The following is a 14,448-nucleotide window of genomic DNA, read 5'->3' on the forward strand; positions in this document are numbered from 1 at the left end:
TGGCCTCTTGTGCGGTTCGGGCCATGCCCGTTCCGGTGTCCTGCCAGGCTGGAGCGCACGCCGTGCATCGAGGGAGCCACTGCATCCAGCGCTGGTATCGCCGGCGTTCCAAGCCCGACCCCAGGAGGCCGTGTCCATGGGCAGGACCCGCACGCTCGCCCAGACGTACCGGCACTTCGGCGAGGTCGACGCCGCCCAGGCATCGCCGTTGTACGAGCGCGTCGCCATCGCCCTGAGTGAGTCCGACGAGGCGCTGCGCGCCATCGAAGCGGCGCCTGCCCGCAAGCGGCACCCCGCGTTGATCCTCGCGGCGTTGCACGACCTCGCCCTCGCCGGACGAGCCCCGGAGCTCGCCGCGGCCTATGCAGCCGCGGACGGCGACGCCGCCGCCGGTGCGGCGATCGACACGCTGGTGCGCATGACCGACTCGGTCGTGGACATCGCCGTACGCCGGCGGAGGCGGACCAATGAGGCGGGGCGTTGCGCCGTGCTGTACCCGGCCATCGCCGAGGTGGCGCGCCGGGCGGGCGTCAACGCGCTCGGGCTGATCGACGTGGGCTGTTCGGCCGGGCTCAATCTCACCGTGGATCGCGTGGGCATCTCGTACAGCAACGGCCCATCGCTGGGCGACGCGTCGTCTCCCGTACAGGTGTCGGCTTCGACGGTGGGAGACCGGGCCATCCCGACGCGGGCGTTGCCCGAGGTTGTTGCCCGGGTCGGCGTCGACCTCGATCCGGTCGATGTGACCGACGCGGATGAGGCCCGATGGCTGCGGGCCTGCGTGTGGCCGGATCAGCGGGAGCAGGCCGCGATGCTGGAGGCGGAGATCGCGCTGGCGGCGACGGCTCCTCCCCTGCTGCTGCGCGGGGATGCCGTCGAGCTGATGCCCGACGCCTTTGCCCACGTGCCCACGGACGCACTGCCCGTCGTCACCACGACCTGGGCGCTGTCGCGCTTCCCGCTGGAGAGCCGCCTGCGCTTCCTGCACCGCCTCGACGAAGCGGCGGCGGGGCGGCCGGTGGCGTGGGTGTCGGTGGAGGGCGTCGGGGTCGCGCCGACGATTCCGACCCTTGGCGATCGCCGCGCCTCGGGCCACAGCATCATCGGCCTGGCGGTGTTCGACGGGTCGTCCCTGCACGCCGAGGCCGTTGGACGCTGCTGGTCGCAGGGCCGCCTATTGGCGTGGCTGGCGGACTCCTAGGGTGGCGGCCGGGCCTCACTGTCGGCCCGTACGGTGCGCCAAGGAGGCCAACGAGCCCCGTCACTCCAGGAGGCCGCGCCAGCGGTCGGCCGAAGCCACCATGTCCTCGATGACTCGCTCCAGGAACGTCCCCACCTTGGCCAGCCGCTGCCCGACGGGGGTGTCGAGGCCGAGCGTCTCGGCCGCAGCCATCGCGGCCTGCGCCGACTGGAGCGTGAGCCGTGAGCTGATCACGATCGAGCGGTACCAGGCGTCGTCGTCGACCACATAGATGTCACGACGCCGCTGTGGGTCGCGCTCCCGCCGGACATACCCCTGCTGCACAAGGAAGTTCACGGCCACGGAGACGGAGGCCGGGCTGACCTTCAGCCTGCGGGTCAATTCCGCCGCCGTACGCCTGCCGTCGTCGGACAGCAACAGATCGACGTGTACGCGTGCCGTCATCCTCGGCAGCCCCGACCTGACCGCCAGCTCGACGATCTCCTCTTCCATCGTGCCGCCCGGCGCGGCGGCCGCGCGCGAGGGCGCCGGTGTGCCACGCCTCGCCCGCTTGGCCGTCGCCCGCTGCGCCTGCTCGGGCCGATAGCCGTCGGCGCTGCCGTTGCGGGCGACTTCCCGGCTGATCGTCGAGGTCGGCCGGTCGAGCCGCCTGGCGATCTCGGCGTAGGAAAGCCCGTCGGCCAGCCCGGCCGCGATGCGCTGGCGTTCCTGCTGGGTCAACCGTCCTCCTGGCATGCCGCCAGTATTGCCTTCGCCATCACTCATTGCAACACAACATTGCATTCGATGTCAGCGTCATTGCATCAATTTACCGCCATCTACCTGGCCTTTAGCCATTCATAAGATTGATGGACATACGAATGCAACGTAGCATTCGGGACACACCAAACACGTACTGTCGCGAGATGAGGATCGGTCATGAGCGAATCCCTCCACACCGTCACGACGCTGCCGACGGAGCGTCGGCCCGGGTGTCCCTTCGATCCGCCCGCAGAGCTGACCGAGGCCCGCCGGCACGGGCCCATCAGCCGCTACACCCACCCCGGCGGAAAGCCCGGCTGGCTCATCACCGGCTACGACCTGGTCAGGTCGGTGCTTGCCGACCCGCGGTTCAGCTCGCGCAAAGAGCTCCTGAACGTGGTCGACTTCGAGATCCCGCCGGCGCCGCCCGGCGAATTCCTCCTCATGGACGAACCACAGCACAGCCGCTACCGGAAGCCGCTGGTGGGCAAGTTCACCGCCCGGCGCATGCGCCTGCTCACCGAACGCATCGAGCAGATCACCACCGACTGCCTGGACGCGATGGAGAAGGCCGGGCCGCCGACAGACCTCGTGACCGCGTTCGCCAAGCCCATCCCCACCATCATCATCTGCGAGCTGCTGGGGGTCCCGTACGAGGACCGGGACTCCTTCCAGGAGCAGATCGACAAGTTCATGAACGGGGAGACGAGTGACGAGGACCTGATGGCGGCTTACACCGCGACCCAGGACTACCTCGCGCAACTGGTGGCCGCCAAGCGCGCGAACCCCACCGACGACGTCCTCAGCGAACTCACCGACAGCGACCTGAGCGACGAGGAGTTGCAGGGGATCAGCCTGATCCTGCTCGCGGCCGGGTTCGACACCACCGCCAACATGCTGTCCCTCGGTACCTTCGCGCTGCTGCAGAACCCTGAGCAACTGGCCGCCCTGCGTGCCGATCCCGCCCTCATCGACCGGGCCGTGGAGGAGTTGCTCCGGTATCTGAGCGTCGCCAAGTCGTTCATGAGGACGGCCCTGGTCGACGTCGAGGTGGGCGGCCAGACCGTAGAGGCCGGCACGACGGTCGTCCTCTCGTACAACACAGCCAACCGCGACCCCGAGCGCTTCACCGACCCGCACGTGCTCGACCTCGGGCGGCAGGACGGCGCGAATCTGGCCTTCGGCCACGGCATCCACCTGTGCCTGGGCCAGCAGTTGGCCCGCATCGAGATGCGGGTCGCGCTCTCCGCGCTGCTCGACCGCTTCCCCACTCTGCGCCTGGCCGTACCGGCCGAAGAGGTCGGCCTGCGCCCGGAGACCGCGGACATCTACGGAGTGAAGAACCTCCCGGTCACCTGGGACAAGTGACCGGATTGGAGTGACGGATGAGGTCAGTCCCCCCACTGCTTGCTTGCCGCCCCGGCCACAAGAATCGCTGTCCGGGGCCAGGCAACGACCCCGGTTCCCCCATCGGCGCGGAAGATCAATAATCGGCGGATGGGTACTGTGACGGCGCTGCGCCGATATCCGGTCAAGTCCATGCTCGGTGAGACCGGGGGCGAGTTGCGGGTCACCGGGCGCGGCGTGTACGGCGACCGGGCGTTCGCCGTGCTCGATGCGTCAGGTGCCGTCGGCAGCGTCAAACACCCCAGGAAATGGGGGAAGTTGCTGAGCTGCCGAAGCCGCTGGGGCGGAATGGGCGTACCCCAGGTGGAGCTGCCGGACGGCACGACCCTGCACGCGGGTGACGCCGAACTCGACGATCGGCTCTCCGAGTTGCTGGGCCGACGGGTGACGCTGTCGGACAGCCCACCGCAGGACGGCACCCTGGAACGCGCGGTACCCGAATACGAGGGTGGCGTACCGGACGTCGTACGCGAGCAGGCGTACGTCGACGCGACCGGGGCGAGCGTCACGGCCGGGCGTATCGCGGCGGGGAGCTTCTTCGATTTCGGGAAGGTCCACCTGGTGACCACGGCGACCCTGGACCGGCTTCGGTCCTCGTATCCCGCGGGGGACTTCGACGCCCGCCGTTTTCGCCCGAATGTGGTCGTTGACGTCCCCCGCGAACCCGGCTTCCCCGAGGACGCCTGGGAAGGCCGGACCGTGCGGGTCGGCGAGGTGCTGTTCCGGGTCACGGTGCCCACACCCCGTTGCGTCGTCCCGGCCCTGGCCCACGACGAGCTGCCCGCCGACCCTGGCGTCACGCGCACAGTGGCCCGCGAGCACCGGGTGCCCGTACTCACTCTGGGCCGACTGGCCTGCGTGGGCGTGTACTTGGACGTACTGGAGCCGGGCGCGATCAGGGTCGGCGACCCTGTGTCGCTCGGCTGACCGGCGCCTGCAAAGCCTCAGGGGGCGACGGTGTCCAGCACGGAGTCGTCCAAGGTGCGCGCCCCCGGCAGCCGGTGCCGGGCGGCGATCACCGCGGCGTCGATGTCTCGCGTCCCCGTCGACACGCACAGGGTGTACGCCACGTCGTCCAGGCGCTGACGAGTCGCCTCGCTTCCCTCGCTCGCCTCCAGGGCACGGAGCGCGGTGTATTCGTCGAGGAGTTCGCGGAGCACTGCGGGGTGGGCCATGAGCATGGGCGGGAGACCTCCGGTCGGCACGGCTTGGGCACCCCTCTCGGGTGCCCCCACTTGCCAGTCCTACACCCCCCACCGGTACCGGGCGGGGGCGGGCTGAGGGATGATGGCGGAAATGGCTCAATACGTACGGCTGCACAGGTCGGCCAGCGCGCGCACGTGGCAGCGCGGCGCCCAGGGGTCGACGGGCTTGACGAGGAACCCGGCGGCTCCCATACGGTAGGCGCGCTCGGCGAGTCGGCCGTCGCGGCCGGTATCGGTGATGAGCAGCACCGGCACCTCGCGGGTCTGGTCCAGGCGCGAGCCGCGCATCGTCAGATCCAGCCGCGTACAGGGACAGAGACCGAGCACGACGGACTTCCGACGGCATCACTTCCTCTCGGACTGCTGCAGGGCCGACCGTCGCCGGTCGCCTCAGGTGAGGGAGATCCTCAGCTCGTAGGGCCAGCCGGTGCTGATGGCTTCCGCCTGCTCGCGCAGGTCCGCCGCGGTGAACCCGAGCAGCGCCCGGTCGGCGGCGGCGCGCAGCAGGGGCACGATCCGGGCGGGCGGCTGGCCGCGGTGGGTCGCGGCGAGCTCCACGAACGCCTGCTGGTACGAGGTGCCGTGGCTGCCTGAGCTGTCGGCGAGGAGCCGCGCCGGCGCCGTCTTGTCGATGCTGATGTTGCCCATGGCCGCTCCCTTGGCTCGATGGCTCCGGCCGGTCCGGTCCCATGCCATCGACGTTAGAGGCAGGCACTGACAATCCGGTCGGCCCTTGGTCGAGGGCCGCTCAGGCTCAGAGGCGCCGGGCGGATTCCTGCGCGTGGGCCATGCGCGCAGGCTCAGCAGTAGTGGGACGTGGTCGTCCTCCTCATCGGGATGCGGATCAGCCGCTGGCGGGCCGTGCGTCACTGGCTACCGGTCGTCGCCGCGATGCCGCGCATGCTCAAGGAGCTCTCGCGCGACGGCGAAAGCGGGCTGCTGGGGCTGCGGGTTCTGGGAGGCGGCGGTCCGCGCGTGCACGGTGTCGTGCAGTACTGGGAGTCGCGCGAAAAGCTGCTCGCCTACGCATCCGCCCAGGGCCGGGAGCATCACCCCTGGCCGGCGGGGCTGCATAGGGGCGTCAGCCCGGAGGGTGCCGGACCCGCGACCCCCCAGAGCCCCGGCCCGCTCGGCGGCCACGGCCCGCAACAGGGGCCAGCCGTCGAGACCGCCCACCGCCGGTCCGGCTGCGCTTCAACTCCCTTACAGACAGTGCAAGTTGAAGAACATCATGGGGCGTCCAGCACGTCGTCGTCTCCCCGCACCCCCACCACGAAGACACCGGGATGACCCCCCTCGTCAGCGCGGCGCTCGGATGCTGTCGATGATGCGCGTCCAGTTGTCGCTGCCGTGTCCGGCCTCGATCGCATGCCGATAGTGAGCCTGCACGGCGAGCGGGAGGGCCAGGTCGAGGCCGAGCGACCTGGTGGTCTCGACGATGTGGTCGGACGTCGCACCCATCATGGTGACCGTGCTGAGGTCGCCGGGATGCTCGCCGGCATCGAGCGCGCTGCCGGGATTGTCTTCGCCCGCCCGCAGGATGTCGCCGATCGAGGCGGCGGAGGAGAGCAGCTCGGGCAGCGCCTCCGTGGCCCTCATTCCTGCGGTACCCAGCATCGCGGTGGCGTGCATCAGGGCGGACAGGCTGGTGAGGAATACCGCGAGTTGGGCCTGGTACATCATCTGGGCGAGACCCGGATCCTCCCCCAGATACTTCGGCGTTCCGAGCAGCGCCAACGTCGCCAGGTGGCTCTGCATCCCCTCTTCGCGTCCGCTGTAGTAGACGTACGCCGCCTCCGTACCGACCATCGGCGCGGGCACCATGACACCGCCGGTGACGAAGGCGGCGCCGTGGGCCACCGCCCAGGCTGCCGCTTCGCGTGTGCGGTCGGGTGTGTCGGAGCTCAGGTTGACCAGTGTCCGACCGGCGAGCGATCCGGTGGCACCGTCGAGGACGTCGTACATCGCCCGGTAGTCGGTGAGACTGAGGATCACGAGGTCACTCGCTTCGACCGCCTCGCCGGGTGTCTCCGCGCGTATTGCTCCGTCGGTCACGACGCCGTCGGCCCGGCCGGCGGTGCGGTTCCAGACCGTGACCGGGTGGCCGGCCCCGAGGAGGATGCGGGTCATCGCCTGCCCCATCGGGCCGAGCCCGATCACGGTGACAGCACTGTTGTTCCGAGTGGTGTGGTTCTGTGGTTCGTTCACAGCTCCATGATCGAAGAGCGCCGTTAGCCTCGGAAGTACCCACTATTTTCTGCGGTACTTACCTTTTAGTAAGGGGATCAGTGATGGCCAAGACGCCGAGACGCGGGCCTTACATCTGCGGCATCGACGCCGCGCTCGACGTGGTGAGCGGCAAGTGGAAGGGCTTGATCCTCTGGGAACTCGATGCCCATGGCGTGCGACGCTTCGCTCAGCTCCGCCGCGGTATGCCGGGAGTGAGCGAGAAGATGCTGACGCAGCACCTGCGCGAGATGGAGGAGGACGGTCTCGTGCACCGGAGGGTGTACGCGGAGGTGCCGCCGCGCGTGGAGTACTCCCTGACTGAGCACGGGCGCACCCTCAATCGAGCTCTCGGTCCGCTCGGCGACTGGGGAGCTGAGCGGATACGTCGAGAGGCCTCCGAAGCGACCGAAGCGGCTGAACCCTCGCCGGGCTGAGGTCGCGGGCCGCCAACTCCACCCATACGAAATCCAGTTGAAGTCAGTGGCCTGCAGTGCGCGCAGTGCGCGGTGACGGGCCACGAGCACGGCATCCTCACGACGTCGGTCAGCCCAACGCGTTTGCCTCCCGCGCAAGGTGGAGGCGGATGGCCCAGGACGCTGCAGTCCCCCGTCGATGAAGTGATCCGGGGGGCTCGGCGTCGGGGATCGGCGTGCCGACGAGGCAAGCCGGGCGGACGGGGGCCCAGTCAAGTGCACGCCGCGGCAAGGGACTTGTACAGGCCCACCGCGTCATCACGACAGCGGATCCGGTCGAGCGTGCGCTCGTTCACGCCGTGCCGCCGATCGCCGGTGATCTCTCCTCAACTCACCTGATGGCACACCCTGTTGGGGAAGGCCATCACGCGCGCACCGGCCCCGAGCGCTGAGACATCCCCGGTTCTGTCTCCCTGGCCGGATCCAGGCCCTCCGGGATAGGGAAACCCCTCACCCTCACCGGACTGCCTGGCCGCCGCGGCCCCCGTTGCGGACACTCATGCGTCGGCGCGGCTCCCGCCACGAGCGGCGCCGCCAGCACACCCGCACGTGTCCGCTGCCTCCCCAACTGCCGTGTGCACCAGCGGCGGACGCTCCCGTGTCCGAAGTGAAAGGAACCCCCACTCCTATGGAGATACGAAGAGCCGCGAGGCTCTTGACGGTCGCGCTCGCCTGCGTGTCCGCGTCCGCCATCGCCCTGCCCGCCGCCACGGCGGCACCGACGCCGCACCCCGCGCCGACCGCAGGCCCCGGCGCCTTCACCGCGGCGCCCTACACGGCCGATCCGGCCCCCGCCGTGCGCAGCCGCGTCGTCGACGCCGCGCAGAAGGCGCTGGCGGCCCACGCGAGTGCCGCCCACAAGGCGGACGGCGACGCCTTCTCGGTCCGCAACCTGGTGGTCGACCGGGACGGCGCCGCCGCCGTCCGCTTCGACCGCACCTACAAGGGCCTTCCCGCCTATGGCGGCGACGTCGTCGTGCACCTGAAGAAGGACGGGACGTACGCATCGCTGGCCACCGGCTCGCAGGCCTCCGGGGCGGTGTCCACCGAACCCCAACTGCCCGCACCCAGCGCCGCGAAGGTGTCGGCCGGCGCGTTCAAGGGGCACGTCGACTCCGTCTCCGCCTCGCACCTCGCTGTGCAGATGGCAGGCACCGGCGCCACCCTGGTCTGGGAGACCGTCGTCAGCGGCACCCGCCCCGACCGGACGCCCAGCCGCCTGCACGTTCTGGTGGACGCCCGTACCGGCAAGGTCGTACGGACCAATGACGAGGTGAGCACGTTCGCGGCCGAGGGGGCCGCGCACGCCACCGCCTCGAAGGTCGGTGCGGCGGCCCGGGCCGCCGCACCGACGGTCGCCGGGACGGGCCAGTCGATCTACAGCGGCCGGGTCTCGCTCGACGTCACCCAGTCCGGCAGCGGCTACTCCATGACGGATCCGTCGCACGGGAACGGCTACACGACCAACCTCAATCACGCCACCAACGGCACCGGTTCGGTCTTCACCAGCTCCAGCGGCACCTTCGGCAACGGCTCCACCAGCGACCCCGCATCCGCCGGCGCGGACGCGCACTACGGCGCGGCCGAGACGTTCGACTACTACAAGAACGTCCAGGGACGCAACGGCATCTTCGGCGACGGCCGGGGTGTGCCGTCCCGGACGCACTACGGCAACGCGTACGTGAACGCCTTCTGGGACGGCACCCAGATGACCTACGGCGACGGCCAGGGCAACGCGCGCCCGCTGGTCGAACTCGACGTCGCGGGCCACGAGATGAGCCACGGTGTGAGCGGCGCGCTCACCGGCTGGGACGAGACCGGCGAGACCGGCGGCATGAACGAGGGCACCAGCGACATCTTCGGCACGATGGTCGAGTTCTATGCCAACAACCCGGTCGACACACCCGACTACACCATGGGTGAACTCATCAACATCAACGGCGACGGCCGGCCGCTGCGCTACATGTACAACCCCTCCCTCGACGGCCAGTCGCCCAACTGCTGGAACAGCAGCAACGGCAGCCTCGACCCGCACTATTCGATGGGCCCCCTGAACCACTGGTTCTTCCTGGCGGCCGTCGGCAGCGGCGACCACGGCTACGGCAACAGCCCGACCTGCAACAACTCCACCGTCACCGGGCTCGGGAACGACAAGGCCGCCAAGATCTGGTACAAGGCCCTTGCCTCGTACGCCAACAGCAGCGAGGACTACCACCAGGCGCGCATCGACTCGCTGAAGGCCGCAGCCGATCTCTATGGCACACACTGCACCGAGTACAACACCGTCGACGCGGCCTGGGCAGCCGTCAGCGTCACCGGCGCCGACCCCGTCCCGGGCAGTTGCAACAGTCAGCCGGGCTCGCCGTCGGTGACCAACCCGGGCAACCAGAACGGCACCGTCGGCACCGCCGTCTCGTTGCAGATCCAGGCGAGCGACCCCGCCGGCAAGACGCTCACCTACAGTGCGACCGGCCTGCCCGCGGGCCTTTCGATCAACTCCTCCACCGGCCTCGTCACCGGCACTCCGACGACCGCCGGCACCGCGTCCGTGACCGTCACGGCGAAGAACACCGACAACGCCACCGGCACGGCCTCCTTCACCTGGACCATCACCGGCGGCGGCAACCCGCCGGGAGGCTGCGGCAACCTCCCGGCATGGAGCGCGTCCAGCAGTTATGTGCCGGGCGACCAGGTCTCGTACAACGGCCACAAGTGGTCCTCCCAGTGGTACTCGACCGGCGCCGAGCCGGGCGCGCCCGGATCCTGGGCCGTCTGGAAGGACGCGGGCGCCTGCTGAGCGTCAGCAACTCACGTATGCGGACGGGCTGTTGGTCTCCGACCGGCGGCCCGGTCCGCGTACCTGTGGCCGACTCCTCCCCCTCCTCAATTGGTCTTGACCTTTCACCGAGGGCAGTCCTACATTCGGCGCGGCACCATGAAGGGCAGGTTCATGATCGACGTCTGAGGCGCGAACGAGGATGTGTCCGGGAGGGGCTTGCGATGACCGAGCCGACGACGCTTCCACCCGGTGTCGAACGCAACGCCCTCCACGACACCATACGGACCCACCTGTCCCACGGAGGCGGTGTCCTGCTCACCGGGCCGGCGGGCATCGGCCGGACCACGGTGGTGTCGAGGCTGGCCGCAGCACTGCGAGCCCGCGGCCACCAGGTCATGCACTGTTCACCCTCCCCCGCCGAGCAGGACAGCCCCTTCCTCGGGCTCATCGATCTGCTGACCGACGTCGCCGACGACACCCTCGCCGCACTGGCCGCCCACGAACGCGCCGCACTCGAAGAGGCCCTGCTGCGCAGCGAGTCGGCCGGTCCCGTCGACAGGCGCGATGCGGTCGTCCTGCGGATCGCCGTCCGCAAGGTCCTCGCTCTGCTCGCCACCACCGGTCCGGTCCTGCTGGTCGTCGACGACGCACAGTGGCTCGACGGGCCGACGGCGGAAATCCTCAAGTACCTTGCCCGCCGCGCCGATTCGGGCCTGTCGGTGCTCGCCACGCTGCGGACAGGGCACGACCCCGGCGCCTCGTCCGACCGCTCCGTACTGGAACTGTGCTCCCAGCCGGTCCGCCGGATGTGCGTCCCGCCCCTGACCGCCCATGAGGTCGGCGAGCTCCTGGAGCGGCACGATCACCCCGCCTGGCCCCGCCCGCTCCTCGCGCGGCTGCATCAGGCGAGCGGCGGCAATCCCCGAACGGCACTGGAACTCAGCTCCGCTCTCGACGAGCGCGTCCGGCTCGAGGGCACCGGCTTGCCCGACTCGGCCGAACCGCTCCCCGTCCCGGAATCCCTGCGCCGGCCGCTCCTCGACCGCATCGGCGCCCTGCCCGCCAGTGCCCGGCAGACGCTGGTCGTCGCGGGCGCCGCGGTACGTCCCACGGTGGAGTTGCTACGACGTGCGGGCCGCCGGCACGCCTCGGCCGATCTGGACGCTTGCGTACGGGGTGGAATCATCCGCATCCTGCCGGCGTCCGACCACGGGACCATCAGGTTCCTGGACCCGCTGACGCCGATGGTGCTCCAGGCCGAGACGGCTTACGAACACCTCCTTGAGGCGCACCGCGCGCTGGCCGAAGCGTCCGACGACGCGGTCGAGCGCGCGCACCACATCGCACGGCTGGCGGCGGGCCCGGATCCGGTCGTGGCCGCGCGGCTCTCCGCGGCCGCCTCGGCGGCCCGTCGCCGGGGTGCCCCCAGGACCGCGGCGAGGCTCGGCCGTCTGGCCGCCGAGTACACCCCCGCCGGACAGGCGTACGCCGACATCGAGCGCAGGCTCACCGCCGCCGAGGACGGCATCGAGGCCGGGGACCTCGGCTTCGCCAGGCAGCTCGCGCACGAGGTACTGGGTGACGCCGACCGGCCCGCCGACCGGGTACGCGCCTGGAACGTGGTCATCGACTCCTGCGGCCAGGCGATGGCGGAGATCGCGGACGTCTTCCCGGAGGCGGTGCGCGACGCCGCCGGCGACCCCGAGCTGCTGGCCCAGCTGCACTACCGGATGAGCTGGCGCGAGTGGATGGTGGGTGGTTCCGCGCCAGGCGCCCACGGCCATGCCGTCCGGGCCGCCGGGCTCGCGGCGCGGACCGGCGACCGGCGGACCGAGCTCATGGCGCTGACCCAACAGGCGGCCCTGGAACTCTTCCTGGGACTGCCGGAGGCGGAAACAACCCTGGCCAGGGCACTCGCCGCACCGCACGACGTACACGCGATGACGCACCACAACGGCCCCGTCTACCTCAAGTACCGCTTCCATCTGGTGCGCGACGAGCTGGACGAGGCAAGGGCCGAGCTGCGCACCCTGGTGTACCGGCTGCGGCAGCGCGGTTCGGCCGACAGCCTGAGCCAGTGCCTCATCGGGCTCGCCCAGGTCGAGATCCAGCGCGGACGCTGCCGTCCGGCCCTGACCATCGCCCGCCAGAGCCTGCGCATCGTCGAGGAGGCGGGGCTGAGCCAGGGGCCCGCGTGGTACGCGGTCTCGCTCGCCGAGACGGCCGGTGGCAGTCTGAGCCGGGCACTCACCGCGGCCGAGACGGCCAGACGGTACAGCGAGGACGACGACGACCGGCTGTTCCTGCCCCGGGCGCTGCACGCCGAGGGAAGGGTCAGACTGTTCAGTGGCCAGAGCGGTGCGGCGGTCGAACTCCTGAGACGCGTGAGCGAGTTGGAGACGGCGCAGGGGCAGCGGGACCCGGCGACCCGACGCTGGCACGCCGACCTCGCGGAGGCGCTGGCCGCCGTCGGCGCACCGGACGAGGCGGAAGCGGTCATCGCCCTGGCCCGCCGACAGGCCGAGAGGCTCGGCCGCCCCGGCATCCTGGCCACGCTCGACAGAGCCGCAGCGGCTGTCGCTGTCGCGCGCGGTCAACTACCGCAAGCAGCTGGTGAGTTGGTGCAGGCCGCAGCCCGGCTACGGGCCATCGGATATCCACTGGAGGAGGCCCGCGCCAGGGCTGCCCTGGGCCGAGTCCGGCGCCGACTCGGAGACGAGGCCGCCGCCCGCGCCGCCTTCTCGGCCGCCCTCAGGATCTTCACCAAGGCCGAGGCCCGGCCCTGGGCCGCCATGACCCGCGCAGAACGCGACCGTGCGGAGGACGGCTCGGCCTGCTTGCCCGAGGGAGGCTCCTGTCCCGAGGCGGGTTCCTGGTCGGACCACCTCACGTCGACCGAGCGCAGCGTGGTCGCCCGCGTCGCGCAGGGCGCCACCAACCGCGAAATCGCGGCGGGCCTGGTCCTCAGCGTGAAAACGGTCGAGGCCGCCCTCACCCGTGCGTACCGCAAACTCGGCGCCAAGTCGCGCGTGGACATCACGCGCATGGTGATGACCCGGCCCCTGGTGTAGGCGCCGACTTCGAAGGTCCGCGCCGCGACCGGCTGATGGCTGTTACGGCGTCGGCCAGGCGACGGTGGTCTCGACGGGCCGGTCGTAGTCGATGTCTGCGAGGCCCCAGCCGTAGAGTTCGCGGATCTGGCCGATGAACCAGTCGGCGCCGGCTGCCGATCGGTCGAGTCCTGATTCCGGGTCGGCCCACAGTTCCCGGACCCGGTCCTGGACCTGTGCGTCGAGTTCCCAGCCGTCGAGGCGGATGCGGCCCTCGTCGTCCGTCACGAGGGGGGTGGCGCCGGTGAGCTGGTCCCACAGGTCCTCCGCCTGCTGGGCGGTGGTGCGGAAGCCGTCGCCGAGCACGGTCCGCAGGAACGTGGTGTACAGGGCGATGGAAGGGATGGCGCTGGAGGCCTGGGTGACGGCTGCTCCGGCGACGACGGTCATGGCACGGCCACGGCCGGCGAGGACGCCCGTGTTCAGATGTCCCGCGGTGCGTTCCAGGTGTTCCTTTGCTGCGCCGATGGTGCCCTGGCGATAGATGGGAGCAGTGAGTTCGGAGCCGATGTAGGTGAGTGCGGCGGTGGTGAAGCGGTCGGCGAGCAGGGAGCGTTCGGCCAGGGCCTGCACCCACAGCTGCCAGTCGGCGCCGCCCATCACCTGCTCGGTCCCGTGCTTCTCTTCCTCGGTGGCCGCCTCCAGGCGGACGCTGGTGACCTTGGGGATGTCGTCGGAGAAGTCCAGCGCCGGCGCCTCGTAGGGCGCGCCGAGCGGCTTGATCACCGAGTGGTGGACGGTGCCGGTCTCCGGGTCGGTACGGCGCGGGGCGGCGAGGCTGTAGATCAGGTGGTCCACCTTGCCGAACCGCTGCTCCACCAGGTCGAGGACCTCCGCCTTGCCCTGCTCGGAGAAGGCATCGGTGTTGACGAATACGAAGTCGTGTCCGGCTTCGGTGGCGAGGCGGGCCGCGGCGGCGGTGCGGTACCAGCCGGCGCCGGCGGTACGCCGCTCGGTCTCCGCACCCTCGTAGGCGACGCCGACGCCTCGGATGCCGTGCTGACGGAGCCCGGTCAGCAGCGTGGCAAGGCCGTAGCCCGCGCTGTGGCCGAGAAGCAGGACCACGGGGCTGCTGCCGTCGGCACGCGGCGGGATCTGCTCCCACATCCGGGTGACCGTCGCCGCGGACCCGGTCGGGTGGGAGTTGACGATCAGAAAGCCGCGCTGCTTCGGGTCGATCTGCCTCAGGCTCACGTCGGGTCCGTTCCGATAGGGGGTGGTGGTCGATCCCGGGATCGCACTCCGGTGTCCGTCATCGAAGATCGTATCGACGCCCGTGCGTACGGTTCTCTCCGAGCGCACT

At 70.5% G+C, this 14,448-nt stretch carries 13 protein-coding genes; 7 read left to right on the plus strand and 6 right to left on the minus strand.

Annotation, left to right across the window (positions count from 1 at the left end; genetic code table 11):
* The first annotated feature begins 136 nt into the window (after positions 1–136).
* Entirely contained in the window at positions 137–1,201 is a 1,065-nt protein-coding gene (locus ABD346_RS03345; protein ID WP_344371332.1) for a DUF2332 domain-containing protein, read from the plus strand.
* Between the two features lie 60 nt (positions 1,202–1,261).
* On the opposite strand, the gene ABD346_RS03350 is transcribed toward ABD346_RS03345, so the two are convergent.
* Positions 1,262–1,936: a helix-turn-helix domain-containing protein gene (locus ABD346_RS03350; protein ID WP_344371334.1), complete on the minus strand. Its 675-nt coding sequence runs from the start codon at positions 1,934–1,936 to the stop codon at positions 1,262–1,264.
* 183 nt (positions 1,937–2,119) lie between these two features.
* Here ABD346_RS03350 and ABD346_RS03355 point away from each other — a divergent pair, with 183 nt between their 5' ends.
* Together ABD346_RS03355 and ABD346_RS03360 are read left to right on the plus strand one after the other, a co-directional pair.
* Entirely contained in the window at positions 2,120–3,310 is a 1,191-nt protein-coding gene (locus tag ABD346_RS03355) for a cytochrome P450 (protein ID WP_344371335.1), read from the plus strand.
* Between the two features lie 129 nt (positions 3,311–3,439).
* On the plus strand, positions 3,440–4,276 hold the full coding sequence (locus ABD346_RS03360) for an MOSC domain-containing protein (protein WP_344371337.1): 837 nt from the start codon (positions 3,440–3,442) through the stop codon (positions 4,274–4,276).
* A 17-nt stretch (positions 4,277–4,293) separates the two neighbouring features.
* Here ABD346_RS03360 and ABD346_RS03365 read toward each other — a convergent pair whose 3' ends face one another.
* The 3 genes from ABD346_RS03365 to ABD346_RS03375 form a co-directional block, all read right to left on the minus strand.
* Complete coding sequence (locus ABD346_RS03365) at positions 4,294–4,530, minus strand: DUF5133 domain-containing protein (protein WP_344372155.1); 237 nt, start codon at positions 4,528–4,530, stop codon at positions 4,294–4,296.
* A gap of 120 nt (positions 4,531–4,650) precedes the next feature.
* Positions 4,651–4,842, minus strand: coding sequence for a response regulator (locus tag ABD346_RS03370; protein ID WP_344371339.1), 192 nt, complete (start codon positions 4,840–4,842; stop codon positions 4,651–4,653).
* Between the two features lie 102 nt (positions 4,843–4,944).
* Positions 4,945–5,202 (minus strand): hypothetical protein, encoded by a 258-nt coding sequence (locus tag ABD346_RS03375; protein WP_344371340.1) that lies wholly within the window; start codon positions 5,200–5,202, stop codon positions 4,945–4,947.
* Between the two features lie 168 nt (positions 5,203–5,370).
* On the opposite strand from ABD346_RS03375, the gene ABD346_RS38585 reads away from it, so the two are divergent.
* Positions 5,371–5,844, plus strand: coding sequence for a monooxygenase family protein (locus ABD346_RS38585; protein ID WP_381227111.1), 474 nt, complete (start codon positions 5,371–5,373; stop codon positions 5,842–5,844).
* Between the two features lie 9 nt (positions 5,845–5,853).
* Here ABD346_RS38585 and ABD346_RS03385 read toward each other — a convergent pair whose 3' ends face one another.
* The gene (locus ABD346_RS03385; RefSeq protein ID WP_344371341.1) at positions 5,854–6,762 is read right to left on the minus strand and encodes an NAD(P)-dependent oxidoreductase; all 909 of its coding nucleotides are present in this window, start codon (positions 6,760–6,762) and stop codon (positions 5,854–5,856) included.
* 83 nt (positions 6,763–6,845) lie between these two features.
* Here ABD346_RS03385 and ABD346_RS03390 point away from each other — a divergent pair, with 83 nt between their 5' ends.
* The 3 genes from ABD346_RS03390 (at position 6,846) to ABD346_RS03400 (ending at position 13,106) form a co-directional block, all read left to right on the plus strand.
* The gene (locus ABD346_RS03390) at positions 6,846–7,217 is read left to right on the plus strand and encodes a winged helix-turn-helix transcriptional regulator (protein ID WP_344371343.1); all 372 of its coding nucleotides are present in this window, start codon (positions 6,846–6,848) and stop codon (positions 7,215–7,217) included.
* A 667-nt stretch (positions 7,218–7,884) separates the two neighbouring features.
* The gene (locus tag ABD346_RS03395) at positions 7,885–10,053 is read left to right on the plus strand and encodes a M4 family metallopeptidase (protein WP_344371344.1); all 2,169 of its coding nucleotides are present in this window, start codon (positions 7,885–7,887) and stop codon (positions 10,051–10,053) included.
* A 203-nt stretch (positions 10,054–10,256) separates the two neighbouring features.
* Positions 10,257–13,106, plus strand: a complete 2,850-nt coding sequence (locus tag ABD346_RS03400; protein ID WP_344371347.1) for a helix-turn-helix transcriptional regulator — start codon at positions 10,257–10,259, stop codon at positions 13,104–13,106.
* A 42-nt stretch (positions 13,107–13,148) separates the two neighbouring features.
* Here the strand turns inward: ABD346_RS03400 and ABD346_RS03405 are convergent, their stop codons facing one another.
* Positions 13,149–14,339, minus strand: coding sequence for an enoyl-[acyl-carrier-protein] reductase FabV (locus ABD346_RS03405; protein WP_344371348.1), 1,191 nt, complete (start codon positions 14,337–14,339; stop codon positions 13,149–13,151).
* Positions 14,340–14,448: the final 109 nt, after the last annotated feature.

The organism is Streptomyces mauvecolor (assembly GCF_039532965.1).
Lineage (GTDB): Bacteria > Actinomycetota > Actinomycetes > Streptomycetales > Streptomycetaceae > Streptomyces > Streptomyces violascens.

Coding starts and splice junctions, on each gene's coding strand:
- ABD346_RS03345 (WP_344371332.1), top strand. CDS start 137: ATGGGCAGGACCCGCACGCTCGCCCAGACGTACCGGCACTTCGGCGAG.
- ABD346_RS03395 (WP_344371344.1), top strand. CDS start 7,885: ATGGAGATACGAAGAGCCGCGAGGCTCTTGACGGTCGCGCTCGCCTGC.
- ABD346_RS03375 (WP_344371340.1), bottom strand. CDS start 5,202: ATGGGCAACATCAGCATCGACAAGACGGCGCCGGCGCGGCTCCTCGCC.
- ABD346_RS03360 (WP_344371337.1), top strand. CDS start 3,440: ATGGGTACTGTGACGGCGCTGCGCCGATATCCGGTCAAGTCCATGCTC.
- ABD346_RS03390 (WP_344371343.1), top strand. CDS start 6,846: ATGGCCAAGACGCCGAGACGCGGGCCTTACATCTGCGGCATCGACGCC.
- ABD346_RS03365 (WP_344372155.1), bottom strand. CDS start 4,530: ATGCTCATGGCCCACCCCGCAGTGCTCCGCGAACTCCTCGACGAATAC.
- ABD346_RS03355 (WP_344371335.1), top strand. CDS start 2,120: ATGAGCGAATCCCTCCACACCGTCACGACGCTGCCGACGGAGCGTCGG.
- ABD346_RS03400 (WP_344371347.1), top strand. CDS start 10,257: ATGACCGAGCCGACGACGCTTCCACCCGGTGTCGAACGCAACGCCCTC.
- ABD346_RS03350 (WP_344371334.1), bottom strand. CDS start 1,936: ATGCCAGGAGGACGGTTGACCCAGCAGGAACGCCAGCGCATCGCGGCC.
- ABD346_RS03370 (WP_344371339.1), bottom strand. CDS start 4,842: ATGCGCGGCTCGCGCCTGGACCAGACCCGCGAGGTGCCGGTGCTGCTC.